At 74.6% G+C, this 25,045-nt stretch carries 27 protein-coding genes; 14 read left to right on the forward strand and 13 right to left on the reverse strand.

Going from position 1 to position 25,045, the window contains the following annotated elements; all coding sequences use genetic code 11:
- Positions 1–87: 87 nt before the first annotated feature.
- Positions 88–609, reverse strand: a complete 522-nt coding sequence (locus tag SLAV_RS30920; protein ID WP_030236652.1) for a DinB family protein — start codon at positions 607–609, stop codon at positions 88–90.
- Between the two features lie 84 nt (positions 610–693).
- Here SLAV_RS30920 and SLAV_RS30925 point away from each other — a divergent pair, with 84 nt between their 5' ends.
- Entirely contained in the window at positions 694–1,605 is a 912-nt protein-coding gene (locus tag SLAV_RS30925) for a Gfo/Idh/MocA family protein (RefSeq protein WP_030236655.1), read from the forward strand.
- On the opposite strand, the gene lnt is transcribed toward SLAV_RS30925, so the two are convergent.
- The 5 genes from lnt to SLAV_RS30945 all read right to left on the reverse strand — a co-directional run bounded on the left by lnt (position 1,523) and on the right by SLAV_RS30945 (position 5,796).
- Complete coding sequence (lnt, locus tag SLAV_RS30930; protein ID WP_030236657.1) at positions 1,523–3,184, reverse strand: apolipoprotein N-acyltransferase; 1,662 nt, start codon at positions 3,182–3,184, stop codon at positions 1,523–1,525. The genes SLAV_RS30925 and lnt overlap by 83 nt on opposite strands.
- Before the next feature lie 42 nt (positions 3,185–3,226).
- Positions 3,227–3,694, reverse strand: a complete 468-nt coding sequence (locus tag SLAV_RS30935) for a nuclear transport factor 2 family protein (RefSeq protein ID WP_030236659.1) — start codon at positions 3,692–3,694, stop codon at positions 3,227–3,229.
- Between the two features lie 159 nt (positions 3,695–3,853).
- Positions 3,854–4,030: a DUF8839 family protein gene (locus SLAV_RS41615; RefSeq protein ID WP_167456805.1), complete on the reverse strand. Its 177-nt coding sequence runs from the start codon at positions 4,028–4,030 to the stop codon at positions 3,854–3,856.
- 110 nt (positions 4,031–4,140) lie between these two features.
- Positions 4,141–5,019, reverse strand: coding sequence for an undecaprenyl-diphosphate phosphatase (locus tag SLAV_RS30940; RefSeq protein ID WP_030236662.1), 879 nt, complete (start codon positions 5,017–5,019; stop codon positions 4,141–4,143).
- A gap of 48 nt (positions 5,020–5,067) precedes the next feature.
- The gene (locus tag SLAV_RS30945; protein ID WP_030236663.1) at positions 5,068–5,796 is read right to left on the reverse strand and encodes a TVP38/TMEM64 family protein; all 729 of its coding nucleotides are present in this window, start codon (positions 5,794–5,796) and stop codon (positions 5,068–5,070) included.
- A 49-nt stretch (positions 5,797–5,845) separates the two neighbouring features.
- Between SLAV_RS30945 and SLAV_RS30950 the strand changes: the two genes are divergently transcribed.
- From SLAV_RS30950 to SLAV_RS30965, 5 genes are all read left to right on the forward strand, one after another.
- Positions 5,846–6,562: a DNA alkylation repair protein gene (locus tag SLAV_RS30950; RefSeq protein WP_030236666.1), complete on the forward strand. Its 717-nt coding sequence runs from the start codon at positions 5,846–5,848 to the stop codon at positions 6,560–6,562.
- 87 nt (positions 6,563–6,649) lie between these two features.
- On the forward strand, positions 6,650–6,793 hold the full coding sequence (locus SLAV_RS41620; protein WP_167456806.1) for a hypothetical protein: 144 nt from the start codon (positions 6,650–6,652) through the stop codon (positions 6,791–6,793).
- 89 nt (positions 6,794–6,882) lie between these two features.
- On the forward strand, positions 6,883–8,061 hold the full coding sequence (gene tuf / locus SLAV_RS30955; protein WP_030236668.1) for an elongation factor Tu: 1,179 nt from the start codon (positions 6,883–6,885) through the stop codon (positions 8,059–8,061).
- Positions 8,062–8,180: 119 nt separating this feature from the next.
- Positions 8,181–9,038, forward strand: a complete 858-nt coding sequence (locus tag SLAV_RS30960) for a patatin-like phospholipase family protein (RefSeq protein ID WP_030236670.1) — start codon at positions 8,181–8,183, stop codon at positions 9,036–9,038.
- A gap of 67 nt (positions 9,039–9,105) precedes the next feature.
- Positions 9,106–9,897 (forward strand): spermidine synthase, encoded by a 792-nt coding sequence (locus SLAV_RS30965; protein ID WP_051841274.1) that lies wholly within the window; start codon positions 9,106–9,108, stop codon positions 9,895–9,897.
- Positions 9,898–9,911: 14 nt separating this feature from the next.
- Here SLAV_RS30965 and SLAV_RS30970 read toward each other — a convergent pair whose 3' ends face one another.
- Entirely contained in the window at positions 9,912–11,246 is a 1,335-nt protein-coding gene (locus SLAV_RS30970) for an MFS transporter (RefSeq protein WP_030236675.1), read from the reverse strand.
- 79 nt (positions 11,247–11,325) lie between these two features.
- Positions 11,326–12,375, reverse strand: a complete 1,050-nt coding sequence (locus tag SLAV_RS30975) for a DUF8017 domain-containing protein (RefSeq protein WP_030236678.1) — start codon at positions 12,373–12,375, stop codon at positions 11,326–11,328.
- A 96-nt stretch (positions 12,376–12,471) separates the two neighbouring features.
- On the opposite strand from SLAV_RS30975, the gene SLAV_RS30980 reads away from it, so the two are divergent.
- Both SLAV_RS30980 and SLAV_RS30985 read left to right on the forward strand, forming a co-directional pair.
- Positions 12,472–12,924 (forward strand): DUF4442 domain-containing protein, encoded by a 453-nt coding sequence (locus SLAV_RS30980; protein ID WP_078950544.1) that lies wholly within the window; start codon positions 12,472–12,474, stop codon positions 12,922–12,924.
- Positions 12,925–13,158: 234 nt separating this feature from the next.
- A complete protein-coding gene (locus SLAV_RS30985; protein WP_030236683.1) occupies positions 13,159–13,818 on the forward strand; it encodes a DedA family protein in 660 nt (219 codons plus the stop codon).
- 45 nt (positions 13,819–13,863) lie between these two features.
- Here SLAV_RS30985 and SLAV_RS30990 read toward each other — a convergent pair whose 3' ends face one another.
- Positions 13,864–14,418, reverse strand: coding sequence for a gamma carbonic anhydrase family protein (locus SLAV_RS30990; protein ID WP_030236685.1), 555 nt, complete (start codon positions 14,416–14,418; stop codon positions 13,864–13,866).
- A 132-nt stretch (positions 14,419–14,550) separates the two neighbouring features.
- On the opposite strand from SLAV_RS30990, the gene SLAV_RS30995 reads away from it, so the two are divergent.
- Positions 14,551–15,297, forward strand: a complete 747-nt coding sequence (locus tag SLAV_RS30995) for an acyltransferase (RefSeq protein WP_030236688.1) — start codon at positions 14,551–14,553, stop codon at positions 15,295–15,297.
- Positions 15,298–15,330: 33 nt separating this feature from the next.
- Here the strand turns inward: SLAV_RS30995 and SLAV_RS31000 are convergent, their stop codons facing one another.
- Positions 15,331–16,197 carry a DMT family transporter gene (locus SLAV_RS31000; RefSeq protein ID WP_030236689.1) on the reverse strand — a complete coding sequence of 289 codons (867 nt, stop codon included), beginning with the start codon at positions 16,195–16,197 and terminating at the stop codon, positions 15,331–15,333.
- A 107-nt stretch (positions 16,198–16,304) separates the two neighbouring features.
- Here SLAV_RS31000 and SLAV_RS31005 point away from each other — a divergent pair, with 107 nt between their 5' ends.
- Positions 16,305–16,895 carry a helix-turn-helix domain-containing protein gene (locus SLAV_RS31005; protein WP_030236692.1) on the forward strand — a complete coding sequence of 197 codons (591 nt, stop codon included), beginning with the start codon at positions 16,305–16,307 and terminating at the stop codon, positions 16,893–16,895.
- Positions 16,896–16,950: 55 nt separating this feature from the next.
- Here SLAV_RS31005 and SLAV_RS31010 read toward each other — a convergent pair whose 3' ends face one another.
- On the reverse strand, positions 16,951–17,355 hold the full coding sequence (locus tag SLAV_RS31010; RefSeq protein ID WP_030236695.1) for a CoA-binding protein: 405 nt from the start codon (positions 17,353–17,355) through the stop codon (positions 16,951–16,953).
- 88 nt (positions 17,356–17,443) lie between these two features.
- On the opposite strand from SLAV_RS31010, the gene SLAV_RS31015 reads away from it, so the two are divergent.
- A complete protein-coding gene (locus SLAV_RS31015) occupies positions 17,444–18,073 on the forward strand; it encodes a YigZ family protein (protein ID WP_030236704.1) in 630 nt (209 codons plus the stop codon).
- A 43-nt stretch (positions 18,074–18,116) separates the two neighbouring features.
- On the opposite strand, the gene SLAV_RS31020 is transcribed toward SLAV_RS31015, so the two are convergent.
- Complete coding sequence (locus SLAV_RS31020; protein WP_030236707.1) at positions 18,117–19,385, reverse strand: vanadium-dependent haloperoxidase; 1,269 nt, start codon at positions 19,383–19,385, stop codon at positions 18,117–18,119.
- Positions 19,386–19,660: 275 nt separating this feature from the next.
- On the opposite strand from SLAV_RS31020, the gene SLAV_RS31025 reads away from it, so the two are divergent.
- Both SLAV_RS31025 and SLAV_RS31030 read left to right on the forward strand, forming a co-directional pair.
- Entirely contained in the window at positions 19,661–20,845 is a 1,185-nt protein-coding gene (locus SLAV_RS31025) for an exonuclease SbcCD subunit D (RefSeq protein ID WP_030236709.1), read from the forward strand.
- The gene (locus SLAV_RS31030) at positions 20,842–23,853 is read left to right on the forward strand and encodes an AAA family ATPase (RefSeq protein ID WP_030236712.1); all 3,012 of its coding nucleotides are present in this window, start codon (positions 20,842–20,844) and stop codon (positions 23,851–23,853) included. The genes SLAV_RS31025 and SLAV_RS31030 overlap by 4 nt, the downstream gene beginning before the upstream one ends.
- Here SLAV_RS31030 and SLAV_RS31035 read toward each other — a convergent pair.
- A complete protein-coding gene (locus tag SLAV_RS31035) occupies positions 23,843–24,289 on the reverse strand; it encodes an Lrp/AsnC family transcriptional regulator (protein WP_030236714.1) in 447 nt (148 codons plus the stop codon). The genes SLAV_RS31030 and SLAV_RS31035 overlap by 11 nt on opposite strands.
- Before the next feature lie 94 nt (positions 24,290–24,383).
- Between SLAV_RS31035 and SLAV_RS31040 the strand changes: the two genes are divergently transcribed.
- Positions 24,384–24,956, forward strand: coding sequence for a rhodanese-like domain-containing protein (locus tag SLAV_RS31040; RefSeq protein ID WP_030236717.1), 573 nt, complete (start codon positions 24,384–24,386; stop codon positions 24,954–24,956).
- Positions 24,957–25,045: the final 89 nt, after the last annotated feature.

The raw sequence follows: 25,045 nt of genomic DNA on the forward strand, positions 1-25,045 counted from the left end.
TCTGCTGTGCGAGGACCCCGTTGTGAAAACCCTGGACCGATATTCACCCCGCACGGGTGACGGGGAGGGGATGTCCGGAGGACAGGCCTACTCGCCCGTGACGCCGTCGATGTGCTCGCGCAGCAGGTCCGCGTGCCCGTTGTGGCGGGCGTACTCCTCGATCATGTGGGTGTAGATCCAGCGCAGGCTGAACACCTCGCCGCGGTGGTGGACGGCGGCGTCCGACACCTCGTCGAGGGAACGGCCCGCGGCCGCCTGGCGCGCCAGCTCCACCTCGGTCCGCCACACGCGCTCGGCGGAGGCCCAGGTGTCGGCAGCGGTGAAGTGGAAGTCGCCGTCCCGGTCCTCCCGGGTGCTGTACAGCTCGGGCAGGTCCTCGCCCAGCGAGATCTCGCGGAACCAGTACCGCTCCACCTCCGCCATGTGCCGTACGAGGCCCATCAGGCTGAGCCCGGAGGGCTTCAGCGGGGTCAGGCGCAACTGCTCCTCCGTCAGCCCGGAGCACTTCCAGGCGAGCGTCTCACGGTGGTAGTCGAGCCACCCGTCCAGCATGTCCCGCTCGCCGGCGGTGGTGGAGGGTTCGGTGCGGTGTGATCCATCGGATGTCATGGCCGTCATCCTGACCGAACACGCCCCCTCCCACCAGGGATTAAGCTGCCGCCATCCCATACGGCACATTTGAGGAGGCACCCGGTGAAGGTCGGCGTCATCGGACTCGGCGACATCGCCCGCAAGGCGTACCTGCCCGTCCTCACCACCCGCCCCGGAGTCGAACTGCACCTGCAGACGCGCACTCCCGCCACGCTGGAGCGGATCGGCGCGGTCCACCACGTCCCGCGCGAACGCCGCCACACCACCCTCGACGCCCTGCTCGCCGAGGGCCTCGACGCCGCGTTCGTGCACGCGCCGACCGCCGTCCACCCCGAGATCGTCGAGGGGCTGCTGCGGGCGGGCGTGCCGACGTACGTGGACAAGCCGCTGGCCTACGCCTACGAGGACTCGCGACGCCTGGTGGAACTGGCCGAGGAGCTCGGGGTCGGCCTCTTCGTCGGCTTCAACCGCCGCTACGCGCCCGGCTACACCCAGTGCGCCGACCACCCGCGCGAGCTGATCATCCTGCAGAAGAACCGGGTCGGGCTCCCCGAGGACCCGCGCACCCTGGTGCTCGACGACTTCATCCACGTCGTCGACACCCTGCGCTTCCTGCTGCCCGGCGAGGCCGACCACATCGACGTGCGGGCCGTGGTGCGCGAGGGGCTGATGCACCAGGTGGTGCTCCAGATGTCCGGCGAGGGCTTCACCGCCCTCGGCATCATGAACCGGCTCTCCGGATCCACCGAGGAGGTCCTGGAGGTCTCCGGACAGGACTCCAAGCGCCAGGTCCTCAACCTCGCCGAGGTCATCGACCACAGGGGCCAGCCCACGCTGCGTCGGCGCGGGGACTGGGTGTCCGTGGCCCGCCAGCGCGGCATCGAGCAGGCCGTGGACGCCTTCCTGGAGGCCGTGGAGGCCGGCAAGGTGCTCAGCGCCCGGGACGCGCTGCTGACCCACGAACTGTGCGAGCGGGTGGTGCTGACGGCTCTGGAGCAGGCCTCCCGGGCCTGACCGCCCGGGCGCCGCGGAGCGCGCAGTACGCCGCCAGCGCGAGGACCGCGGCGCCCCCGGGCCAGTTCCCGAAGCGCACGAAGAGGGTGGTGCCCCGGGCGAGCGGCAGCTCGTACACGGCCGCCGTGCTCGCCGACGTGGACAGGGCCGGGCCGATCCGCCCGCCCGAGGGGCCGTACACGGCGCTGACGCCGGTGAGGGTGGCGTGCACGAAGGGACGGCCGTTCTCGGCCGCGCGCAGCGCCCCCAGGGAGGCGTGCTGGGCCGGAGCCCAGCTGTGCTGGAAGGTGGAGGTGGAGGACTGTGCGACCAGGACCGCCGCACCCATCCGGGTCAGCTCCCGGCTCATGTCGGGGAAGGCCGACTCGAAGCACACCAGCGGGCCGATCCGGGTGCCGTCCGGCAGCCCCATGACCACCGGGGCGGCGCCGCGCACCCGGTCCTCGCCGGCCGCCTTGCCCACCGAGGTGGCCCACCCCAGCACCGCGCGGGCCGGCACGTACTCGCCGAAGGGCACCAGCCGCATCTTGTCGTACCGCTCACCCGTCGGTCCCTGCGGGCCCACCAGCACGGAGCTCTTGTAGATGCCGGGCCGGTCCGAGCGCCGGGCGTCCACATTGACCAGCAGCGGGGCCCCGACCCGCGCGGAGAGGGCGGCCAGCCGCCGGGACAGGTCCGGCCGGGCCGCCAGGTCCGCGCCGACGCTGCTTTCGCCCCACACCACCAGGTCCACCCGCCGCCCCACCAGCGTTCCGGTCAGCCGCTCCTGCGCGTCGAACCGCCGCTGGGCCGCATCGGCCGCCGCCGACGCCGCAGTCGCAGTCGCGGTCGTGCCGGTCGTCCCCGTCGTCCCCGTCGTCCCGGCCGTCGTCGGGCCGGAGGCCCCGTCCGGGCCGTCCCCCATCAGGCCCGGCTGCACCACGGCCACCCGCAGCACGCCGCCCGAGTCCTCCGGGCGCGGCAGCCACAGCCACACCACCCCCGTCAGCACCGCGCACCCCGCCACGGCGGCCACCGCGGGAACCCGCGCGCGGGGTACGGCGACCAGCAGTACCAGGGCGCAGTTCACCGCCACCACCAGCAGGCTCACCAGCCACACCCCGCCCACCGAAGCCAGCCGCAGCGCCGGCGGCACCTGCCACTGACTGGCCCCGAGCAGCCCCCACGGCCCGCCCAGCCCCTGCCAGGACCGGGCCAGCTCCGAGAGCAGCCACCCCGCCGGTACGAGGACCAGCGCGGCCGCCGCCCGCCACCCGTGCGGCGCCCCGCCGAGCAGCTCCCGCACCAGCAGCGCCCAGGGGATCCACAGCACCCCCAGCAGCAGCGCCACCGGCAGCAGGAACACGTGCAGGCTGGGCAGCAGCCAGTGGTGCACCGCCACGATGAACCCGGCGCCCCCGAGCCAGCCCTCCAGGGCGGCCCGCCGCCCGGTGGGAGCGGAGCGCAGCAGCAGCATCCAGGGCACGAGAGCCACGTAGGCGAACCACCAGAGCGCCGGGGCGGGGAAGGCGAGGCAGGGCAGTGCCCCGGCCGCCACCGCCCCGGCCGCACGCCACCACCGGGTCCGCTCCGTGACCAATGCGCACCTCCGCTTCCAGTGTGGGGCCCGGGGCCCCGGCCTTCATTCCGAGAGGCGGCGCCACTTCTCGTGCACGGTGACCCCGCTCAGGCGCCAGCCCTCGGCGGTGCGGGCCAGCTCGAAGGCGTAGCGGCCGGCGGCGACGAAGTTCGGGGCGGTGACCGTCCCGTCGAAGTCCTCGCCCGCCAGCCGCATCGGGTTCAGGAAGTCGGCCCGGACCCGCGCCGTGTCCCCGGGGGAGCCGCCCTCGTCCGCCAGGCGGACCAGCCGGTTGACGATCAGGTGCTGGCGCACCGGGAACAGGGGCATGGTCCGCCGCAGCCAGTCCGCGACCTCCCCGGCGGGCCCTTCGATGCCGCCCGCCGAGCGGTAGTCGGCCCGTCCATCCGGGGTGAACAGGGCGCGGTAGCCGGGCCAGTCCCCGTCGTCGACGGCCGCCGCGTACCCCGAGACCACCTCGTCGATGGCCAGCCGGTCCATTACCGTCGCCAGGTCCACACGCTGCGTCATCGGGACAGTGTGGGGCTGCGGGGCCGCCAGGCCAAGGGGCGTGCGGCCACCGGATGGCCGACGGACCACCGCCCGGGCGGGTTCCCGGAGTCGCTGCGCGCCGGTGATCGGACCCGCGACGTCCGCCGGGCGGTGTCCGGGCGGCTCGGGTGACGGCCGTCAGCGCCCGGGACGCGCCTCCCGCTGCCGGACCACCACCAGGAACGCGTCACTGGCCAGGTCCATCACCACCTCCGCCGGCACGCCCTCGCGCGTCCGCTGCGCGGCGTACTCCTCGGCCGGCCAGCTCCCCCTCGGACTTCCGGCCGGAAATCGTTCCAGTACCACACGGCTCATGGGACACCCCCTGATGCTGTTCCTGTCTCCGGGCACAACGACGCGGAGGCCGCCCGGGAACGTTCCCGGACGGCCTCCGATTCACCGCGAGGGGGTGAGCGGCGCCGGTGCTAGGAGCCCGACTCGCCGGCGTGGGGGCTGAGCACACCCGCGCCGATCAGGGCGAACAGCACGATGCCGAGCAGGATCCGGTAGATCACGAAGGGCATGAAGCTCTTGGTGGAGATGAACTTCATGAACCACGCGATGACGGCGTAGCCGACGAAGAAGGCGATGACCGTGGCGAAGATCGTCGGACCCCACGTGATGTGGCCGGGGCTCTCGATCACGTCCTTGATCTCGAAGGCACCCGAGGCCAGCACGGCCGGGATCGCGAGGAGGAAGGAGTAGCGGGCCGCGGCCTCGCGGGTGAAGCCCAGCAGCAGACCGCCGGAGATGGTCGCGCCGGAGCGGGAGACGCCCGGGATCAGGGCCATCGCCTGGCAGGCGCCGAAGATGAGGCCGTCCTTGACGCCCAGTTCCTTCAGCGTCTTGCGCTGGTGGACGACCCGGTGGCGGCCGCCCTGCTCGTCGCGCGAGGCGAGCCAGTCGGCGAAGCCGAGGATCAGACCCATCACGATCAGGGTGGTGGCGGTCAGCCGCAGGTCACGGGCGGGGCCCTCGATCTGGTCCTTGAACAGCAGGCCCAGCACGCCGATCGGGAGCGATCCGACGATGACCAGCCAGCCCATCTTGGCGTCCTGCTCGGAGCGCAGCGCCTTGGTGAACAGCGAGCGGAACCAGGTGGAGATGATCCGCGCGATGTCCTTGCGGAAGTAGATGAGGACGGCGGCCTCGGTGCCGATCTGGGTGATGGCCGTGAAGGCCGCACCGGGGTCGTGCCAGCCGGCGAACGCCGCGGTCAGCCGCAGATGGGCGCTGGAGGAGATCGGGAGGAACTCCGTAAGCCCCTGGACGAGACCGAGGATTAGGGATTCGAACCAGCTCATGTCGGGGTGCGCTCGTCCTTGTGATCGTCGGGCAGTTCGGGTCCGATGCTAGGGCCCGTGCGGAGCGGCCGTGACCACAGGGGGGTGAACAGCCCGCGGCCGGTGCGCGGGAGCCTCCGAGGCGGGGGGCGCGAGGCGGTGCCGCTTGCGCCAGGCGACCGCGCCGGCGACCACGGCGGACAGCGCGATGAACCCGGACGAGACGAGGAACGCGGGCGATCCGGGCGAGGCCGCACTGGCCCCCGCGATCACGTAGGCGGCGGTGTTGGGGACCGTGCCGAGCGCCGTGGCGAGGAGGAAGGGCAGCCAGCCGCAGCGGGACACCGCCGCGAGGTAGTTGGCCGCGGCGAACGGCACGCCGGGGAAGATCCGCACCGCGAGCACGGACCGGAAACCGTGCCGGTTCAGCTGGCCGTCGGCAGCCAGCAGCCAGCGTCCGCGCAAGTACGGGCGCAACGCCTCCTGCCCCAGGACCCGTCCCAGGCCGAAGGCGACCGCGGCGCCGAGCACCGTCCCGCCCACGGCCGCCACCAGCCCGAACGCGGAACCGAAGACCGCCCCCGCCGCGAGGTTCAGCAGCGGGCGGGGCACGAACGCCGCCGTGCACAGGCCGTACGCAGCCGCGAACAGCAGCACCCCCGCGCCGAGCGGCAGCTCCGGCGGCCAGCCCCGGGACAGCAACCGCTGGGGCTCGTAGAGGACCACGCACGCCCCGGCCGAGACCAGCAGCACGACGAGCAGCGACAGCCGGGTCCACGGCGCGAGGAGGAGGGACATTCCGGGAGACTAACCGAGCCCCGTGACACCGCGCCGTAATGTGGGCCTCATGCGGCCGAACACGCGAAGACCCCCCGGGATCCCGCACAGCCCACTCGCGGACCTCCTCCTGGAACGGCTCACCGCCGCGTACGGGGCCGCCGCGGATCCCGGCCGGGCCGCGCCGATGGCCGCGTACATGAAGGACGTCTCCCCCTTCCTCGGCATCCGGACCCCGGAGCGCCGCGCACTGTCCCGCAGCGTGACGAAGGACACTCCGCCGCCCACGGAGGCCGACTGCGCGGCGCTCGCGCTGCGTTGCTGGGAGCTCGCGCAGCGTGAGTACCGGTACTTCGCGGTGGACTACCTGCGCCGCCACGTCTCCCGCTGCTCCTCCGGCTTCCTGCCCGTGGTGCGGCACCTGCTCGTCACCGGGTCCTGGTGGGACACCGTCGACCTGCTCGCCGCCCACACGGTCGGCCCGCTGGTGGCGGCGGACCCGGCGCTGACCGCCGTGATGGACGCCTGGATCGAGGACGACGACATCTGGCTCGTGCGCACCGCCCTCCTGCACCAGCTCGCGTACAAGTCCGCCACCGACGCCGAGCGGCTGTTCGCGTACTGCCACCGCCGGGCCGGCCACCCGGAGTTCTTCGTCCGCAAGGCCATCGGCTGGGCCCTGCGCGAGTACGCCAAGACGGACCCGGAAGCCGTCCGGACCTTCGTCACGGACCAAAGGGCGCTGCTCGCACCGCTGTCGGTGCGCGAGGCCCTGAAGAACCTGTAGGCCCGGCGGGCCGCTCCGCCGCGAACGGGCGCCCGGCACAAGGAAATTCGTTCGACGCCCCCGGTCCGGTCCGGCAGGATCGGGGACATGTCCCGGTACGCCTTCCCCGCAGCGCCGTCCGCAGTCGCGGACGCGCCGAAGGCTGCCCAGGACTCCTTCCCCGCAGCGGGCTTCCTCGCCGAAGCCTTCGCGGCGGCACCCTTCGCCGCATTCGACGGCGCACGAAGCTGACCCTTCCCGGATCGTCCGGCGGACCCCGCAGGGGGAGGGTCGGCTCGCTCCAGGGGTCCCGTCCACGCTTCGAACACGGGAAAGAAACCATGGCCAAGACGGCCTTCACCCGCACCAAGCCGCACCTCAACATCGGCACCATGGGTCACGTCGACCACGGCAAGACCACCCTCACCGCCGCCATCACCAAGGTCCTCGCCGAGCGCGGCGGCGCCTCCTACGTCCCGTTCGACCGCATCGACCGGGCCCCGGAGGAGGCCCGGCGCGGCATCACCATCAACCTCACGCACGTCGAGTACGAGACCGACACCCGCCACTACGCCCACGTCGACATGCCCGGCCACGCCGACTACATCAAGAACATGGTCACGGGCGCGGCCCAGCTGGACGGGGCGATCCTCGTCGTCTCCGCCCTCGACGGGGTCATGCCGCAGACGGCCGAGCACGTCCTGCTCGCCCGCCAGGTCGGGGTCGACCACATCGTGGTCGCGCTCAACAAGGCCGACGCCGGGGACCCCGAGCTGACCGACCTGGTCGAGCTGGAGGTCCGCGACCTGCTCACCGCGCACGGCTACGGCGGAGACGCCGCTCCGGTCGTACGGGTCTCCGGGCTCGGGGCGCTGGAGGGCGACCCGCGGTGGACCGGCGCGGTGGAGGCGCTGCTCGACGCGGTGGACACGTACGTGCCGATGCCCGTGCGGTACACCGACGCGCCGTTCCTGCTGTCCGTGGAGAACGTCCTCACCATCACCGGCCGCGGCACCGTCGTCACCGGGGCCGTCGAGCGCGGCACCGTCCGCACCGGCGACCGGGTGAGCGTGCTCGGCGGCGACGGCGAGCCGGTCGAGACGGTGGTGACCGGGCTGGAGACCTTCGGGAAGCCGATGGAGTCCGCCGAGGCGGGGGACAACGTCGCCCTGCTGCTGCGCGGAGTGCACCGCGACGGCGTGCGCCGCGGCGACGTGGTCGCCGCGCCCGGCAGCGTGACGCCCGCCCGGCGCTTCACCGCGCAGGTCTACGTGCTCTCCGCCCGCGAGGGCGGACGCAGCACGCCGATCGCCTCCGGCTACCGGCCGCAGTTCTACGTCCGCACCGCCGACGTCGTCGGCGACGTGGACCTGGGCGCGTCCGGTGTGGCCCGGCCCGGGGAGACGGTCACCATGACCGTCGAACTGGGCCGGGACGTCCCACTGGAGTCCGGCCTCGGCTTCGCGATCCGCGAGGGCGGGCGCACGGTCGGCGCGGGCACGGTGACGGCGGTCGGCTGACCGGACCGCCCGGCCCGGTGTGGTGACGGCGCTCGCCCTGCGCCAGACTGCCGTCACCACACGGCGTGCGCACGCGTGCGCACGCGTGCGCACGCCGACGAGAGAGGGGCGGGGCGGCGATGGGCGGCGACACGGCACTGGTGCTCGGCGGCGGAGGGCTCACCGGCATCGGCTGGGAGACCGGGATCCTCTACGGGCTCGCCCGCGCCGGAGTGGACCTCTTCCGCGCCGACCTCGTCGTCGGCACCTCGGCCGGCTCGGTGGTCGGCGCCCAGGTCGCCTCGGGGCTGCTCACCCCGCAGGAGCTGTACGAGCGCCAGCTCGGCGACGCCTCCGGAGAGGCCGCCGCCCGGATCGGCGCGGGCGTCATCGCCCGCTACGCCCTGGCCATGGCCCGCTCGCGCGACGCGGCCGGCTACCGCAGGCGGGTCGGCGCGATGGCGCTCGCCGCCGACACCGCCGACGAGGCGGAACGGCGCGCGGTGCTGGAAGCCCGGCTGGTCTCCCACGAGTGGCCCGAGCGGCGCCTGGTCGTCACCGCCGTCGACGCGCTGAGCGGGGAGCTCGCCGCCTTCGAGCGGGACGGGGACGCGGGGCTGGTGGACGCGGTCTCGGCGAGCTGCGCCGTGCCCGGGGTGTGGCCCCCGGTCACCATCGGCGGGCGCCGGTTCGTCGACGGCGGGGTCCGCTCCGCCACCAACGCCGACCTCGCCGCCGGATACCGCCGCGTGGTGATCATCGCCCCGGTCGCCATGGGCTCCGGAAAGGTCCCCGCCCCGTCCGCACAGGCCGCGCGGCTGCGGGCCGGCGGAGCCCGGGTGCTGCTGATCACCCCGTCGCCCGGGGCCCGCAAGGTCTTCGGGCGCAACGTGCTCGACCCCGCCCGCCGGGACCCGGCCGCACGGGCCGGGCTGGCCCAGGCCGCCGCCCACGCGGAAGCGGCCCGGGAGGTCTGGGAGGGTCCGGCGGGGGCCTGACAATGAGGGGGTGAGCGACGAACAGATCCCGGTGATCCGGGAAGTGGGCCAGGGCACCGCCAAGCTGATGCCGGACGTGGACCGGGAGCGGGCCTGGCTGCTCACCGTGGACGGGGCCCCGCAGTCGTACGTCGACCTCGACGAGCCCGAGCACCTGGAGTTCGAGTACGTACGCCGCCTCGCGCACGTGCTCGACTGTGCGGCCGGGCCGGGGGCCGCCCTGGACCTGCTGCACCTGGGCGGCGGCGCCCTGACCCTGCCGCGCTACGCCGCCGCCTCCCGGCCCGGGTCCCGGCAGACGGTGGTGGAGTTCGACGGCGGCCTGGTGGAACTGGTCGCCGAACACCTGCCGCTGGCCGCCGGGGCGGACGTGAGCGTGCACACCGCCGACGCCCGGAGCTGGCTGGCCCGCGCCCCGGAGCGGAGCGCGGACGTGATCGTCGCCGACGTGTTCGGGGGCTCGCGGGTGCCCGCCCAGCTCACCTCGGTGGAGTACGCGCGGGAGGCGGCCCGGGTGCTGCGGCCCGGGGGGCTGTACGCGGCGAACCTGGCGGACGGGGCGCCCTTCGCCTTCCTGAGGTCCCAGCTGGCGAACTTCGGGGCCGTCTTCGGGGAACTGGCACTGATCGCGGAGCCGGGCGTGCTGCGCGGCCGGCGCTTCGGCAACGCGGTGCTGCTGGCCTCGGACGCCCCCCTTCCGGTGGCCGGCCTCGCCCGGCGGTGCGCCGGGGACGCCTTCCCGGCCCGCGTGGAGCACGGGGAGGCGCTGGCCCGCTTCGTGCGCGGGGCCAGGGCGGTGCCGGACGCCGACGCGGTGGCCTCGCCGGAGCCGCCGGAGGGGGCGTTCAGCCTGGGCTGAGCCCGGCCCGTTCCTCAGGCGACCCCGGCGGCGCTGCCGTGCGCGGCGTCCCGGGCGGTGTCCGGGGTGGCTTCCGGGGCCGCGGGTGCGGGGGAGCGTACCGGCGGGGGCTTGCGGGTCAGCCGGCGGACGTCGGGGACGAACAGCACCGCGGCGGTGCCCAGGACCACCAGTGCCGCGCAGCCCCACAGGGCGGTGGTGCGGCCGAAGGAGGTCTCGGCGGGTCCGGCCAGGGCGGTGGCCAGGGGGAGCATGGAGACCGAGCCGAACCAGTCGTAGGCCGAGACCCGGGAGAACTTCTCCTCCGGTATCTCCTGGTGCATGGTGGTCATCCAGTTCACGCCGAACACCTCGATGGCGGCGCCGCTGACGAACATCACCGCGCACAGCCCCCACACGGGCAGCGGTACGGCCAGCCCCGCCGAGGGCAGCGCCAGCGGGAACACGCACAGGGTGCCGACCAGGAGCAGGCGGCGCGGCTTCCACATCATCATCAGCAGGGCCCCGGCGATGGTGCCCGCGCCGAAGCAGGCCAGGGCCATGCCCCAGGGGGCCGGCCCGCCGAGGCGGTCCCGGGCCACGAGGGGTCCGTAGACCGCCTCGGCGGCACCGACGACGGCGACGACCACGGAGAACTGGAGCACGATGCTCCACAGCCAGGGGCGGGTCCGCACCTCCACCCAGCCCTCGCGCAGGTCGGCCAGCAGGCCGCCGCCCGGAGCCCGTTCGGCGACGTGGCCCACGTCGAGGAAGGCGCGCAGGATTCCGGCGAGCGCGAAGGCCGCCGCGTCCACGGCCAGCACCCAGCCCGGCCCGATCGCCGCGATCAGGGCGCCGCCGAGGGCCGCGCCGCCGATACCGGCGCCGTTCATCGCCATCCGGAAGAGCGCGAAGGCGCGGTTGGAGTGCTCGCCCGAGACGCTGGAGAGGAGCATCCCCTCGGCGGCCGGGTTGAAGAAGGCCGTTCCGGTGCCGCACAGCGCGGTGAGCAGCATCATCTGCCACAGCTGGGGGTCCCCGGTGAGCACGAGGACGGCGAAGGCGGCCTGCGAGAGGCAGTTGAGGGCGTTGGCGGCGACCATCACCCGGTGCCGCGGCAGCCGGTCGGCGAGCGCGCCGCCGACGAGCAGGAACAGGACGAGGGGCAGCGTACGGGCGGCGGCGACGAGGCCGACGTCCCCGCCGGAGCCCCCGGCTTCGAGGACCGCGAAGGCGGCGGCGATGAGCGCACCGTGGCTGCCGAGGTTGGTGATGACGGCGGCGCCGGTCAGCAGGCTGTAGTTGCGGCCGGCCCAGGCGGGGCGGCGGCGCGGCGGGCCGTGGGGGGTGGCGGTCGGCGAAGGGCTCACCCACGGACTATCCCCTGCCCGGGCCGGTACTCCAAACCGATTACGGCTGGAGCGCCGGCCCGGTGCCGGGCCGCGGGGATCAGCTCGCGGTGAGCCGGATGGAGCTGAGGATCTTGTCGTAGACGTCGGCCTGGACCTCGTCCTTCACGCCCGCCGGGCCGACCAGCACGAAGCTGGCGAAGTCACCGACCGCGTTCTTGAAGCCGAAGCCGACCGCCTTGCCGTCGGTGGAGCACTTGTGCTCCTTCTTCACGTTGGGCGCGGTGGCGATCACCATGTGGCCCTTGAGCCCGGAGGAGGTCGTGTACTCCTTGGGGTCGGTCACCTTGACCGTGCCCTTGGGTTCCTTCTGGGCGTAGGCCGCCCAGACCCACGAGCCGGTGTTGTCGGTCGCGACCTGGGCCGTGTCCTTGGCGCCCTGGGCGCCCTTGATGCCGGTGTCGGCCAGCGAGAACTTCTCCAGGCTGCCGTTCTTGTCCGTGTCGACCGTGCACCACTCCCGCTTGAGGCTGGAGGTGCCGGACATGGTGATGACGGGCGAACCGTCCTTCTTGACCTCGTCCTCGAAGAAGATGATCACGCCGGACTCGGGGACCTCCCAGTCCGGGGGCACGTCGTAGGCGGCTCCGTACTTCGTGTTGACGACCACCTTCCAGCCCGGGATCACCGGCTGGGGCGCGCCGCCCGCGCGGGGGTTGCCCGAAGGGGCGGCAGGGCTGGGCGCGACGGGGGCCGACGCGGAGACGGACGCGGCCGGCGGCTTGTCGTCGGCCCGGTCGTCCTTCTTGTCGTCCCGGGTCAGTACGAAGGCCGCGGTGCCGGCCGCCGCCACCACGACCGCCGAGGCCGCGACGATGGCCACGGTCCGGGTGGAGAACTTGCCGCCGCCGGAGGACGGGGGCGGCGGGGCAGCCTGCTGGCCCCACGGCTGGACCGGGGGCGGCGTCTGGTACCCGGCCTGCGGGTACCCGTAGCCGGGCTGCTGCTGTCCGAATCCCGGCTGCTGCTGTCCCGGCTGCTGCGGCTGCTGGTACGGGTTCGGCTGCCCCGGCTGCTGCTGGTACGGGTTCTGTTGCGCGTCCTGAGGGTTGTGTTCGCCCCCGGGCGGCTGCTGCTGTCCTGGCCACATGGCCGGTAACGATAGTGCGCGGGGGTGCGGGGAGCCACGGCCGCCCCCTGACCGGGTCTGGTCAAGCCTGTCTACTCGTGGGTAACATCGCGTTCCATGAGCGCAGACCAGATGAACGTGGGCGAACTGCTCGCCCAGACCGTGCCGATGGCGGGCACCCTCAACCTCGAATTCATCGAGACCACCCCGGAGCGCGCGGTCGTGCGGCTGCCCGACCAGCCGGCCTTCCACAACCACGTCGGCGGCCCGCACGCCGGTGCGATGTTCACCCTCGCCGAGTCCGCGAGCGGCGCCATCGTCCTCGCCGCCTTCGGCGACCAGCTCTCGCGCGCCGTGCCGCTGGCCGTCCGCGCGGAGATCGGCTACAAGAAGCTGGCCAAGGGCGTCGTGACCGCCACCGCCACCCTCGGCCGCCCGGCCGCCGACGTCGTGGCCGAACTCGACGCGGGCGGCCGCCCGGAGTTCCCCGTCACCATCGCCATCCAGCGCGAGGACGAGGCCGTCACCGGCGAGATGACCGTCGTCTGGACCCTGCGCCCCAACGCGTGACGGCCCGACGGGACGCGTGAGGCCCGACGGGCCGTCGGCGCCGGAGCCCCCGGGACGGATGCCGTCCGGCCCGAGGTCTCCCCCCGGCCGCCCGGTTCCGGCCGTCGCGCGGTGTTCGCCGGTCGTTCCTCCTCCGAACCTCCGTCGCGGCCCGGGGCTGTCACGGAGAGCGGATAGGCTGCCCGTTCGGCGTGTCACGGGGGCGCGCCGCCGAGGACTCGGGAGGACGTACCGGTGCACATCCAGGAATGGCTGGAGACGATTCCGGCGATCAGTGTCTACCTCCTGGTGGGCCTGGTCATCGGACTGGAGAGCCTCGGCATCCCGCTGCCCGGGGAGATCATCCTGGTCAGCGCGGCCCTGCTGGCCTCGCAGCACGGACACATCGACCCCGTGGTCCTCGGGGCCTGCGCGGTCGCCGGGGCGATCATCGGCGACTCCATCGGGTACGCGATCGGGCGCCGGGGCGGCAAGCCGCTGCTGGAACGGCTCGGACGGCGCTTCCCCAAGCACTTCGGGCCCGCTCACGTGGCCCTCGCGGAGCGCTCCTTCGACAAGTGGGGCATGTGGGCCGTCTTCTTCGGCCGGTTCGTCGCCCTGCTGCGGATCTTCGCCGGGCCCCTCGCGGGCGTCCTGCGCATGCCGTACTGGCGGTTCCTGATCGCCAACGTCCTCGGCGGCATCCTGTGGGCGGGCGGCACGACCGCCGTCATCTACACCGTAGGCATCGTCGCCGAGCCGTGGCTCAAGCGGTTCTCCTGGCTGGCGCTGGTGGTGGCCCTGCTGATCGGGCTCACCGTGACGCTGGTGCTGCGCTTGCGCATGAAGAAGGCCGCCGCCGAGGTCCACGAGGCGGAGCCGGCGACGGCCGCCGCCGCGACGGCCTCCGACTGAGGCCGGTCCGGGCCCCGCGGGGCCCGGAGCCGGTCAGGCCCGTGCTCAGGCGTCCGGCGTCACCGAGGCGCGGTGCTGCTTGGCCAGCTCCGTGTACATCGCGGCGTTGACCTTGATCCCCTCGCGTTCTTCCTCGGTGAGCTCCCGCCGCACCTTGGCCGGCACGCCCGCGACGAGCGAACCGGGCGGGACCACCATCCCCTGCGGGACCAGCGCCTGCGCCGCGACCAGCGAACCGGCGCCGATGACGGCCCCGTTCAGGACCGTCGCGCCCATCCCGATGAGGCAGTCGTCCTCCACGGTGCAGCCGTGCACGACGGCGTTGTGCCCGATCGAGACGCGCTCGCCGATGGACACCGGGAAGCCGGGGTCCACGTGGAGCGTGCAGTTGTCCTGCACGTTGCTGTCCGCGCCGAGCGTGATCGGGCCGCAGTCGGCGCGCAGCACCGCCGAGTACCAGACGCTCGCGCCGGCGGCCAGGGTGACGTCGCCGACCACGACGGAGGTCGGAGCGGTGAAGGCCGTCGGGTCCACGGACGGGTGCCGGTCGCCGACCCCCGCGATGAGTCCCGCCCGGTCCTGGTTCGGCTGTTGCGTCATGGTCGTTTCCCTCTGCTTCCGGATGCCGCGCTATCGGCACCGTAGGGCACGCGCCGCGGCGGCCCCGCGATGGGGTGAAGATCACAGGAACGTGGCCGGGCGGCGCGGCGCGGGGCGCACTACCGTGGCCGGGTGCCGAAGAACCAGAACACGTTCTCATCGCTGACGGCCCTGCGCCGACGGATCGCCGGCCGCGTGGTGCACGCCGGCTGGCGCTGGATGCAGCAGGCGGGCGCGGTCACCGCACAGCACCCCGGACGGCTGCGCTTCGGCGCGATCGGCGAAGGCACCCGGCTGGCCTTCCCCCAGGGCACCGTCTTCGGGGAGCGCTGGATCCGGCTCGGGGAGCACTGCATCATCGCCGAGCAGGTGACCCTGACCGCCGGGATGATGCCCGACCTCGACCTCGGGTCCGAACCGGTGCTGGTGCTGGGCAACGGCGTGGTGCTCGGACGCGGCAGCCACGTCATCGCCGACACCCGGATCAGCATCGGCGACGACACCTTCTGCGGGCCCGGGGTGTACATCACCTCCACCAACCACAGCTACGACGACCCGCACGAGCCCGTCGGCAAGCAGTGGCCCCGCAGCGCGCCGGTCGAGATCGGACCGGGCTGCTGGCTGGGCACCGGAGCGGTGATCCTCCCCGGGGCCCGGCTGGGCCGCAACGTGGTGGTGGCCGCGGGTTCGGTCGTACGGGGCGAGGTGCCCGACCACGCGGTGGTGGCGGGGGCGCCGGCCCGGATCGTGCGCCGGTGGGAACCCGATACGGGCTGGCAGCCGCCGCTGCGCACCCCGGCCCCGGTGCCGATCCCGGACGGGATGACGCCGGAGCAGCTGCGGGGGCTGGCGCTGCTGGCGGAGGCCGAGCAGGCCTGAGCCGGTCCCGCCCGCCGCGGCCCGGCCCCCCGCTCAGCCCGCGGCGAGCAGGACCGTGCCCGCGAGGGCCAGTCCGGCGCCGGCCGCCTGCACGCTGCGCAGCCGTTCCTTGAGCACGGCGAAGGCGGCGAACGCGGTGACCACCGGGTAGAGCGAGGACAGTACGGCGGCCACGGTGACCGGGCCGTTCTGGGCGGCGATGGAGTAGGTGCCGTTGGCCGCGACGTCCGCCAGGCCGACGAAGGCCAGGGCGGGCAGCAGGCTCCACAGCACGCGCGGTCCGGTGCCGGCCGGCAGGGCCGGGCTGCCGCGCCGGACCTGCGCCCACAGGGCGGCGCCGCCGACGGCCACGTTGGTGACCCGCTGGACGAAGAGGGCCAGGAACAGGCCGGTCAGGGTGGTGGAGGCGTGCGCGATCAGGGCCATGACGGCGCCGAAGCCGAAGGCGGCGAGCAGGGTGAGGACGACGGCCTGCCGCTGTACGGGGGCGCCGCGCAGCTCGGGGCCGCCCGCGAGGACGATGCCGACCACGGCCACGGCGATGCCCGCGAACTGCCCCGGTCCGGGCCGCTCGCCGAGGGCCAGACCCACCCCGACCGGGACCACCACGCCGACGGAGCCGAGCGGGGAGACCACGCCCATCGGGCCGAGGGCCAGCGCCTTGTAGAAGCTGAGCATGGCGGCCGGGCCGACGAGACCGGCGGCCACCGCGAACCACAGCTGCGGTCCGGCCTCCCGCCAGGCGCCGGTGCCGATCACGATCGCCCCGAGCACGGCGACGGCGGCGATCTGCGAGACCACGACCACCGTCAGCGCCGGTATCCGACGGGTCAGCAGCCCGCCGCCGAAGTCGGCGAGGCCCCACAGCACGGCTGTGGCCAGGGCGAACAGGGCGGTCATGGCAGGACCTCGCAGTACAGTGCGGTGAACGGTGGAGTGCAGCATCGAATACACCGCAGGTTAGTTCAGTCTGTTGGACTGTGTCATCCAAAATATTGGACGGAATGGTGTCGGACCTCGAACAGCTCACCCAGGCGCTCGCCCGGAACCTCAAGCGGTGGCGCGGTGAGCGCGGATTCACCCTGGACGCCCTCGCCGCCCGCGCGGGGGTGAGCCGCGGCATGATCATCCAGATCGAGCAGGCCCGTACGAACCCCAGCGTGGGCACCACGGTCAAACTGGCCGACGCCCTCGGGGTCAGCATCACCACCCTCCTCGACCACGAGCGCAGCCCTCAGGTGCGCGTGGTGCAGCCGGGGGAGGGGGTGCGGATGTGGTCCAGCGGGACGGGCAGCGAGGCGCGCATGCTGCTCGGCGACGACCGGCGCGGGCCCGTGGAGATGTGGATCTACCGCCTGGAGGCCGGGGACGGCACGGCCTCCGACCCCCACCCGGCGGGCACCTTCGAGATGCTCCACGTGACGGCCGGGGAACTGACCCTGGAGATCGCCGACGACCGTTACGTGGTCCCGGCGGGCGGGGCGGTCTCCTTCGAGGCGAACCTGCCGCACGCCTACCGCAACGACGGCCCCGGGCCGATGGAGATGACCATGGCCGTTTCGATCCCGCCGGTCCAGGGGGTGACGGGCGCCCACTGAGCACCCGCGGCGGGCCGGGGGGCCCACGCGGGCGCCGAAGGGGCCGACGGACCGGCTAGAGGGCCGGGATCTCGATCGCGGGGCAGCGGTCCATGACCATCTCCAGGCCCGCCCCGCGGGTCCGGGCGAAGGCCTCCTCGTCGACGACGCCCAGCTGGAACCAGACGGCCCCGGCGCCCACCGCCACCGCCTCGTCGGCGACCGCGCCGGCCAGCGCGCTGTTCACGAAGACGTCCACCACGTCCACCGGGAACGGGATCGCCGCCAGCGACGGGTACCCCGGCTCCCCGTGCACCGTCTCCGCCTTCGGGTGGACGGGAACGACCCGCTTCCCGAACCGCTGCAGCACGCGCGCCACCCCGTAGGCCGCCCGGTCCTGGTTGTTGGACAGGCCCACCACGGCCCATGTGTCACCGAGTTCGGTGAGGATCTTGCGAATGGTCGCCGGGTCGCCGTACACGCGCGCCGCCTCCTGCTTGCTCCGGACCGCTCTGCTCTCCCCGCCACAACGAAAGGGACGTCCGTCCGATTCCCCGTAGGGTGGAGCGGTGAAGGCAGACCAGTACGTGACCGTGGCCCGAGAGGGAACGCACGAGTCCGAGATCAACCGATCGCGGTTCCTGTGCTCGCTCGCGCCCGCGGCCACGGAGCAGGAGGCGCAGGAGTTCATCGCGCGCGTCCGCAAGGAGCACCCCGCCGCCACGCACAACTGCTACGCCTACGTGATCGGCGCCGACGCCTCCGTGCAGAAGGCCAGCGACGACGGGGAACCGGGCGGTACCGCCGGAGTGCCCATGCTGCAGATGCTGACCCGGCGCGACATCCGGTACGCGGTGGCCGTGGTCACCCGGTACTACGGCGGCGTGAAGCTCGGCGCCGGCGGGCTCATCCGGGCCTACGGAGGGGTCGTCGGGGAGGCCCTGGACGTCCTCGGGACCGTCACCCGGCACCGCTACCGGCTGGCCACCGTCACCGTCGACCACCAGCGGGCCGGGAAGACCCAGAACGACCTGCGCTCCACGGGGCGGGCGGTGCTGGACGTGCGCTACGGGGAGGCCGTCTCGATCGAGATCGGCCTCCCCGAGGCGGAGGTCGAGGGCTTCCGGGCATGGCTCGCCGACGTCACCGCCGGGACCGCGGGCTTCGAGCTCGGCGGAGAGGCCTACGCGGAGGGCTGACCGGATCCGCCGCGGGCCGGGCCCGGCCCGCGGCGGAGTGCCGTCAGAGCGTGCCGTACAGCCGGTCGGCGTGGCGCAGCGCGTACTGTCCGACGGCCTCGCCGAGGCGGACGCCCGCCTCGTCGGCGCTGCGGCTGTGGATCCCCGCGTACACCCGGGCGTCCACGTTGTCCCGGGTCAGCTGCCGCCACCCGGTGTAGGTGCGCCGCACGCCCGGCGCCGTCGGGCTGGTCAGCCCGAACGGGGCGGTCACCGGCCCGGCGAGGGCGTCCAGCACCGCCTGCGCGGCACCCGCGTACGTGGCGTGGCCGCTCGGGTAGTCGGGGTGGGCCGGGGTCTGGTGCAGCGGGGTCCACGCCGGGTCGGTGCCGATGTCCCCGGTCCGGATCGCGGTGACCGGCCGCCACCGCACGTACGTGTACTTGCTGTCGGAGGTGGCGATCTGGGTGTCGACGGACGCGGCGTGGAACAGCGCGAGCAGCTCCGCCCGCTGGGCGGTCGAGCCGTGCGAGCGGGCCACGGCCACCCGCAGCGGTTCGGTGTAGAGGACCTGCGAGGACGCGTACCAGAAGTTCGCCGTCTCGGTCTGGCGGGGCGTGCGCACGGCGCTGTCGGCGGCCCCGTACGCACGTACCTCGGCGAGGTCGGTCCGGTAGCGGCGGGAGTCCAGCGCGGGCGGCGGGCCCAGCCGGAACTGGTCGGCGCGCTCCAGCAGGAAGGGCTTCGCCAGGCGGTTGCCGTACTGCGCGGCGGGCGCGTACCCGTCGGGCGTCGGCTGCCAGACCCCCGGGGCGGCGGGCGGCACCGGGAACGGCGCGTTCACCGAGGCCGGGTCGAGGCCGTCGCCCGCGCGGGCGGCCAGCACGGCCGCGGCCTGCCGGGCACCCGCCGCCACGCCCCCCTCCTCGGCGGGGCCGTCCGGGATCCGGCCCAGGGTGGCGGCCAGCGCCGCGTCGAGGTCGGCCCGGCGGGACGGGGCGAGGCCGACCAGCACGTCGTGCACCGCGGAGGCGACGGCGGCGTCCTGGAAGCGGCCCCGGGCCGGGCCCGCGGGGGCCTCCCGGGTGGCCCGTGCGGCGGCGATCCAGCCGATCGCCCAGGTGCGGTTGTTGGTGATCTGGGTGGGAGCCGCCGCGGCCGCGACGGTCCGGGCGGTGGTGTCGTACCAGTCGAGCACCACCGATCCCGACCCGGCCTGGAGCGGGGGCGCGGGCGCGGCGGCCGAGGGGACGGCGGCGGTCAGGGCGAGGAGCGCGGCGGAGCCGGCGGCGAGCAGCGCGGGACGGACGCGGACGGGTCGGGTGAGCGGCATGCGGCGAAGCTAGCCAGCGGCCGCGGCGGCGGACAAGTGCGCAAGGCCGTAAGGGGAGTTCGGCCACAGACCTTTCGTGCCGCCGCCATGATCCCGTAACGGGCGGGGGAAGGGGGCGGGGACGGGTTAGCCTGGAGGGTCGGTGCGGGGTCCGTCGGCGAGGCCCCTGCCCGGCCGCGGGCGGGCCGGGTCGGACCGGGTCGGGAGCGGGTCCGGTGCGAACCGGTCGGGCGTGGAGACACGAGGAGAGCAAGCGTGCGGGTCGGAGCGGTCGAGTGAAGTTCCTGCACACCTCCGACTGGCACCTGGGCCGGTCCTTCCACCGCGTGAACCTGCTCGGAGCCCAGGCCGCCTTCGTCGACCACCTCGTCGAGACGGTCCGGGAGCACCGGGTCGACGCCGTCCTCGTCTCCGGGGACGTCTACGACCGGGCCGTGCCCCCGCTGCCCGCCGTCGAGCTCTACGACCGGGCGCTGCACCGGCTCGCCGACCTCGGCGTGCCCACGGTGATGATCTCCGGGAACCACGACTCGGCCCGCCGTCTCGGGGTCGGCGCCGGGCTGATCGGCCGGGCCGGGATCCACCTCAGGACCGACCCGGCCGGCTGCGCCGACCCCGTGGTGCTGGCCGACGTACACGGTGACGTGGCCCTCTACGGGCTGCCGTACCTGGAACCGGCTCTGGTCAAGGACGAGTTCGGCGCGCCGAAGGTGAGCCACGAGGCGGTGCTGGGCGCGGCCATGGACCGGATCCGGGCCGACCTGGCCGACCGGGCCCCCGGCACCCGCTCCGTGGTCCTCGCCCACGCCTTCGTCACCGGCGGGCAGGCCAGCGACAGCGAGCGCGACATCGCCGTCGGCGGGGTCGAGGCCGTGCCCGCGGCCGTCTTCGACGGGATCGACTACGCCGCCCTCGGCCACCTCCACGGCTGCCAGACGATCAACGAACGGGTCCGCTACTCCGGTTCCCCGCTCGCCTACTCCTTCTCCGAGGCCGACCACCGCAAGACCATGTGGCTGGTCGAGCTCGGCCCGGCCGGCGAGGTCACCGCCGAGCGGATCGACACCCCGGTGCCGCGCCCGCTCGCCCGGCTGCGCGGCCGCCTGGAGGACCTCCTGGCCGATCCCGCGCTGGCCGGCCGCGAGGACAGCTGGGTCGAGGCCACCCTCACCGACCCGGTCCGCCCCGAGGACCCCATGGCCCGGCTCGCCACCCGCTTCCCCCACACCCTCAGCCTCGCCTTCGACCCCGAAGGCCGCGAGGAGGACGGCACGGCCTCCTACGCCCAGCGCCTGAGGGGCCGCAGCGACCAGGAGATCGCCGAGGACTTCGTCGCCCACGTGCGCGGCGGGGGCGGCGCCGACGAGGCCGAGCGGGGCGTTCTGCGCGCCGCCTTCGACGAGGTGCGCGTCCAGAGCTCCCGCGAGGACCGGGAACACCGTCAGGAGAGCGCCCGATGAGGCTGCACCGGCTCGAAGTGACCGCCTTCGGGCCCTTCGCCGAACCCCAGCGGATCGACTTCGACGCCCTCTCCGGCGCCGGGATCTTCCTGCTGCACGGACCCACCGGCGCGGGCAAGACCTCCGTCCTGGACGCCGTCTGCTACGCCCTCTACGGATCCGTGCCCGGCTCCCGTCAGGCCCCCGGCACCACCCTGCGCAGCGACCACGCCGCCCCCGGCACCCCCACCGAGGTCACCCTCGAACTCACCGTGGGCGGGCGCCGCCTGGAGATCACCCGGCGCCCCGAGCAGGACCGCCCCAAGAAACGCGGCTCCGGCACCACCAAGGACAAGGCGCAGAGCCTGCTGCGCGAGCACACCGGGGAGGGCTGGACCGGACTCAGCAAGTCCCACCAGGAGATCGGCGAGGAGATCGAACAGCTCCTCGGCATGAGCCGCGAGCAGTTCTGCCAGGTGGTGCTGCTGCCGCAGGGGGAGTTCGCCCAGTTCCTGCGGGCCGGCGCCGAAGCGCGCGGCCGGCTCCTCGGGCGGCTCTTCGACACCCGCCGCTTCGCCGCCGTCGAGACCCTCCTCGCCGAGCGCCGCCGGGCCGCCGAGGCCAAGGTGCGGGCCGGCGACGAGAAGGTGCTCGCCGCCGCCCAGCGGCTCGCCCAGGCCGCCGGGGACTGCGCCGACCTGCGGGCCTGGCCGCTGCCCGCGCACCAGCCGGGCGACCCGGGCCTCGCCGGGGCCGTCCGGGCCTGGGCCGCCGTCGCCCGCTGCTCCGCCCGGGAACGGCTCACCGTCGCCGAGTACACGCTCGCCGCCGTCGAGGGGCGCCACCACGCGGCGCGGCGCGCCGCCGAGGAGGCCCGGGAGCTCGACCGGCTCCAGCGCCGCCACGCCGAGACCGACCGCCGGGCCGCCCTGCTCCGGGCCGCCGGGCCGGAGCGCGAGCGGGTACGGGACCTCCTGGACCGGGCCCGCCGGGGCGCCCTCGTGGCCCCCGCCCTGGAACTGCGCGGAGCCGCCGGCGCGGCCCACCTCACCGCCGCGCACGCCGAGGGCCTCGCCCGGGCCGCCCTCCCGCCGGCCCTCGCCGAAGCCGGCACCGAGCAGCTGGCCGCCGTCGAGCAGCGGCTGCGCGAGGACCTCGGCGCGGCCGGCGCCGCCCAGCGGGCGGAACAGCGCAGTGCCGAGATCGGCCGCGAGCGCGCCACCCTGGAGCGGGAGTCCCGGGACGCCGAGGAGCAGCACCAGGAGTCCGCCGAGTGGCTCGCCCGCTGGGAGGCCACCCGCGGCGCCCTCCAGGAGCGCGTCGACGCCGCGCAGCAGGCCGCCACGCTGGCCGAGCAGCTCGCGGGGCGGCTGGAGCCCGCCCGGATGCAGCTGACCGCCGCCCGGCGGCGGGACGCCCTCGCCGCCGACGCCGAAGCCGTCCGCGGGGAGCTGGTCTCCGTGCGCGAGGAGTCGTCGGCGGCCCGCGAGCGCTGGCTGGAGCTCAAGGAGGCCCGGCTGCGCGGCATCGCCGCCGAACTGGCCGCGGCCCTCACCACCGGGGAGCCCTGCGCCGTCTGCGGATCGGCGGAGCACCCCGCGCCCGCCAGGCCCGCCCCCGGGCACGTCGACCGGGCCGCCGAGGACGCCGCCCACGCCCGCTTCGAGGAGGCCGAGGAGCGCCGGGCCGCCGTCGAACGCCGGCTCGCCGCCGTCCGCGAGGCCGAGTCCGAGGCCGCCTCCGCGGCCGGAGCGTCCGGCACCGCCGAACTCCTCGCCCTCACCGCGGACCTGAGCTCCCGTCATGCCGCCGCCCACGCGGACGCCGCCGGACTCCACACCGCCCGCGAGCGCCTCGCCCGCGCCGAACGCGAGCACGAGGCGCGCAGCGCGGACCGGCTCGACGCCGAACGCCGGGCGGCCGCCAGGGCCTCCCGGCGCGAGGCCCTGGACCGGGAGCAGGCCTCTCTGGAGGCCGAACTGGTCCTCGTACGGGGAGATTCGCCCAGTGTCGCCGCCCGCGCCCGCACCCTGGAGGACCGGATCCGGATGGTCACCGGCGCCGCCGCCTCGCTGCGCCGGGCCGAGATCACCGCGGCACGGCTGAAGGAGGCCGACGACCAGCTGGCCGACGCCGCCTTCAAGGCCGGGTTCGACACCGTCGAGGCGGCGGCCGACGCGGTCCTGCCCGAGTACGAACGCACCGCCCTCCAGCGCCGCGCCGACGCCTGGCAGGCGGAGGAGGCGATGCTGGCCGAGCGGGCCGCCGAAGGGGACACCGCCGGGGCCGCCGCCCTGCCCCCGGCCGACCCGCACACCGCGGAGGCCGCCGAGGAACGCGCCGCGGCCCGGCTGCGGTCCGCCGCCTCGGCCGTCGACGCCGCCCGGGTGCGCTGCGCCGAACTGGACCGGCTCTCCCGCCGGGCCGAGCAGGAGCTGCGCGCCCTGGGCCCGCTGCGCGAGGCGTACGAGCGGGTGGCCCGCCTGGCCGGACTCACCGCGGGCACCTCCGCCGACAACGAGCGCAAGATGCGGCTGGAGGCGTACGTCCTGGCCGCGCGGCTGGAACAGGTCGCCGCCGCGGCGACGGTCCGCCTGCTGCGCATGTCCGGCGGGCGCTACACCCTCGTCCACTCCGACGCCCGCGCGAGCGGCCGCGGCCGCTCCGGACTGGGGCTGCACGTGGTGGACGCCTGGACCGGCAGCGAGCGCGACACCGCCACCCTCTCGGGCGGCGAGACCTTCTTCGCCTCCCTCGCCCTGGCCCTCGGCCTGGCCGACGTGGTGACCGACGAGGCCGGCGGGATGCGCCTGGACACCCTCTTCATCGACGAGGGCTTCGGCAGCCTCGACGACCAGGCCCTGGACGAGGTGCTGGACGTACTGGACTCGTTGCGCGAACGGGACCGCAGCGTCGGCATCGTCAGCCACGTCGGCGACCTGCGCACCCGGGTCCAGGCCCAGCTGGAGATCGTCAAGCAGCGCGGCGGCTCGGTGGTGCGCCACCGCACGGCGGGGGTCACGGACTGAGCGGACGCCGGGCCAGCGGGGAGGAGTAGACGACGCTGGTGGTCACGGCGCCGAGACCGGAGATCCGGCCCGTGACCTCTTCCAGGTGCGCCATGGAGCGGGCGGCGACCTTGAGGACGAAGCAGTCGTCGCCGGTGACGTGGTGGGCCTCCAGGATGTCCGGGGTGGCCTCCAGGAAGTCGTGGAACGGCTTGTAGTTCCCGTGCGGGTAGCGCAGCCGGACCAGCGCCAGGATGGTCTTGCCCAGTTTCTCGTGGTCGACGACGGCGGTGTAGCCGGTGATGATCCCGGCCTCCTCCAGCCGGCGGACCCGTTCGGTGACGGCGCTCGGGGACATGGAGACGGTCCGGGCCAGCTCGGTGAAGCTGGCGCGGCCGTCCTCCTGGAGGGCCGCGAGGATCCGCCAGTCGGTGGCGTCGGGGGAATAGTCGGTCATTCCGCAGGTCTAGCAGGGAAATACGCGCCGGAACAAGGGAAACGCCGGGGAAACTCGCTTCCGCAGATGATCAAGGCTTCGTAGATTTTGAGCCATGACGACGACGCAGAGCACCACCACCACCGCCCCCTCCGCCCCCGCCCCCGCCGCCTCCGCCACCGGTGCGTCCTCCACCGGTGCGTCCGCCCCGGCCAACCCCGTGCTCCGGGTCCCCCCGGCGAGCCCGGCCGCCGCCGCCGCGTACTTCGCCGCGAGCCTGGCCTTCCACGCGGACGTGTCCGATGTCGCCGCCGCCTTCAAGGCCCACCGCGAGCAGGGCGCCGAGCTGGGCTTCCAGCTGGTCGACTCCCGCTCCACCCCCTCCTGGGACCAGGCCCACGTGCCCGGCGCGGTCCACCTGCCCACCGCCCTGATCCCGGAGCAGGCCGAGCGGCTCCTCGACCGGAACGTGCCCGTGGTGACGTACTGCTGGGGCCCCGGCTGCAACGGCGGCGCCCGTTCCGCCCTCGCCCTGGCCGAACTGGGCTTCCAGGTCAAGGAGATGCTCGGCGGCATCGAGTACTGGATCCGCGAGGGCTTCGAGGTCGAGACCTGGCAGGGCACCGAGCAGCGCGCCGAGGCGGACCCGCTGACCGCCCCCACCGACTCGGACGACTGCGGCTGCTGAACCGCGGCGCGGACGCGGGCCGTCCGCGCCGGCGCGGCCGCCCGCACGGCGACGGGCCGCCCGGTCCCCCGGGGGAACGGGCGGCCCGT

The organism is Streptomyces lavendulae subsp. lavendulae (assembly GCF_002803845.1).
Taxonomy (GTDB): Bacteria; Actinomycetota; Actinomycetes; order Streptomycetales; family Streptomycetaceae; genus Streptomyces; species Streptomyces lavendulae.

Coding starts and splice junctions, on each gene's coding strand:
- SLAV_RS30950 (WP_030236666.1), top strand. CDS start 5,846: ATGCGGCCGAACACGCGAAGACCCCCCGGGATCCCGCACAGCCCACTC.
- SLAV_RS41620 (WP_167456806.1), top strand. CDS start 6,650: ATGTCCCGGTACGCCTTCCCCGCAGCGCCGTCCGCAGTCGCGGACGCG.
- SLAV_RS31030 (WP_030236712.1), top strand. CDS start 20,842: ATGAGGCTGCACCGGCTCGAAGTGACCGCCTTCGGGCCCTTCGCCGAA.
- SLAV_RS30965 (WP_051841274.1), top strand. CDS start 9,106: ATGCCGGACGTGGACCGGGAGCGGGCCTGGCTGCTCACCGTGGACGGG.
- SLAV_RS31040 (WP_030236717.1), top strand. CDS start 24,384: ATGACGACGACGCAGAGCACCACCACCACCGCCCCCTCCGCCCCCGCC.
- SLAV_RS31020 (WP_030236707.1), bottom strand. CDS start 19,385: ATGCCGCTCACCCGACCCGTCCGCGTCCGTCCCGCGCTGCTCGCCGCC.
- SLAV_RS30920 (WP_030236652.1), bottom strand. CDS start 609: ATGACATCCGATGGATCACACCGCACCGAACCCTCCACCACCGCCGGC.
- SLAV_RS30945 (WP_030236663.1), bottom strand. CDS start 5,796: ATGTCCCTCCTCCTCGCGCCGTGGACCCGGCTGTCGCTGCTCGTCGTG.
- tuf (WP_030236668.1), top strand. CDS start 6,883: ATGGCCAAGACGGCCTTCACCCGCACCAAGCCGCACCTCAACATCGGC.
- SLAV_RS30990 (WP_030236685.1), bottom strand. CDS start 14,418: ATGACGCAACAGCCGAACCAGGACCGGGCGGGACTCATCGCGGGGGTC.
- SLAV_RS41615 (WP_167456805.1), bottom strand. CDS start 4,030: ATGAGCCGTGTGGTACTGGAACGATTTCCGGCCGGAAGTCCGAGGGGG.
- SLAV_RS30975 (WP_030236678.1), bottom strand. CDS start 12,375: ATGTGGCCAGGACAGCAGCAGCCGCCCGGGGGCGAACACAACCCTCAG.
- SLAV_RS30935 (WP_030236659.1), bottom strand. CDS start 3,694: ATGACGCAGCGTGTGGACCTGGCGACGGTAATGGACCGGCTGGCCATC.
- SLAV_RS30960 (WP_030236670.1), top strand. CDS start 8,181: ATGGGCGGCGACACGGCACTGGTGCTCGGCGGCGGAGGGCTCACCGGC.
- SLAV_RS31000 (WP_030236689.1), bottom strand. CDS start 16,197: ATGACCGCCCTGTTCGCCCTGGCCACAGCCGTGCTGTGGGGCCTCGCC.
- SLAV_RS30940 (WP_030236662.1), bottom strand. CDS start 5,019: ATGAGCTGGTTCGAATCCCTAATCCTCGGTCTCGTCCAGGGGCTTACG.
- SLAV_RS31035 (WP_030236714.1), bottom strand. CDS start 24,289: ATGACCGACTATTCCCCCGACGCCACCGACTGGCGGATCCTCGCGGCC.
- SLAV_RS30980 (WP_078950544.1), top strand. CDS start 12,472: ATGAGCGCAGACCAGATGAACGTGGGCGAACTGCTCGCCCAGACCGTG.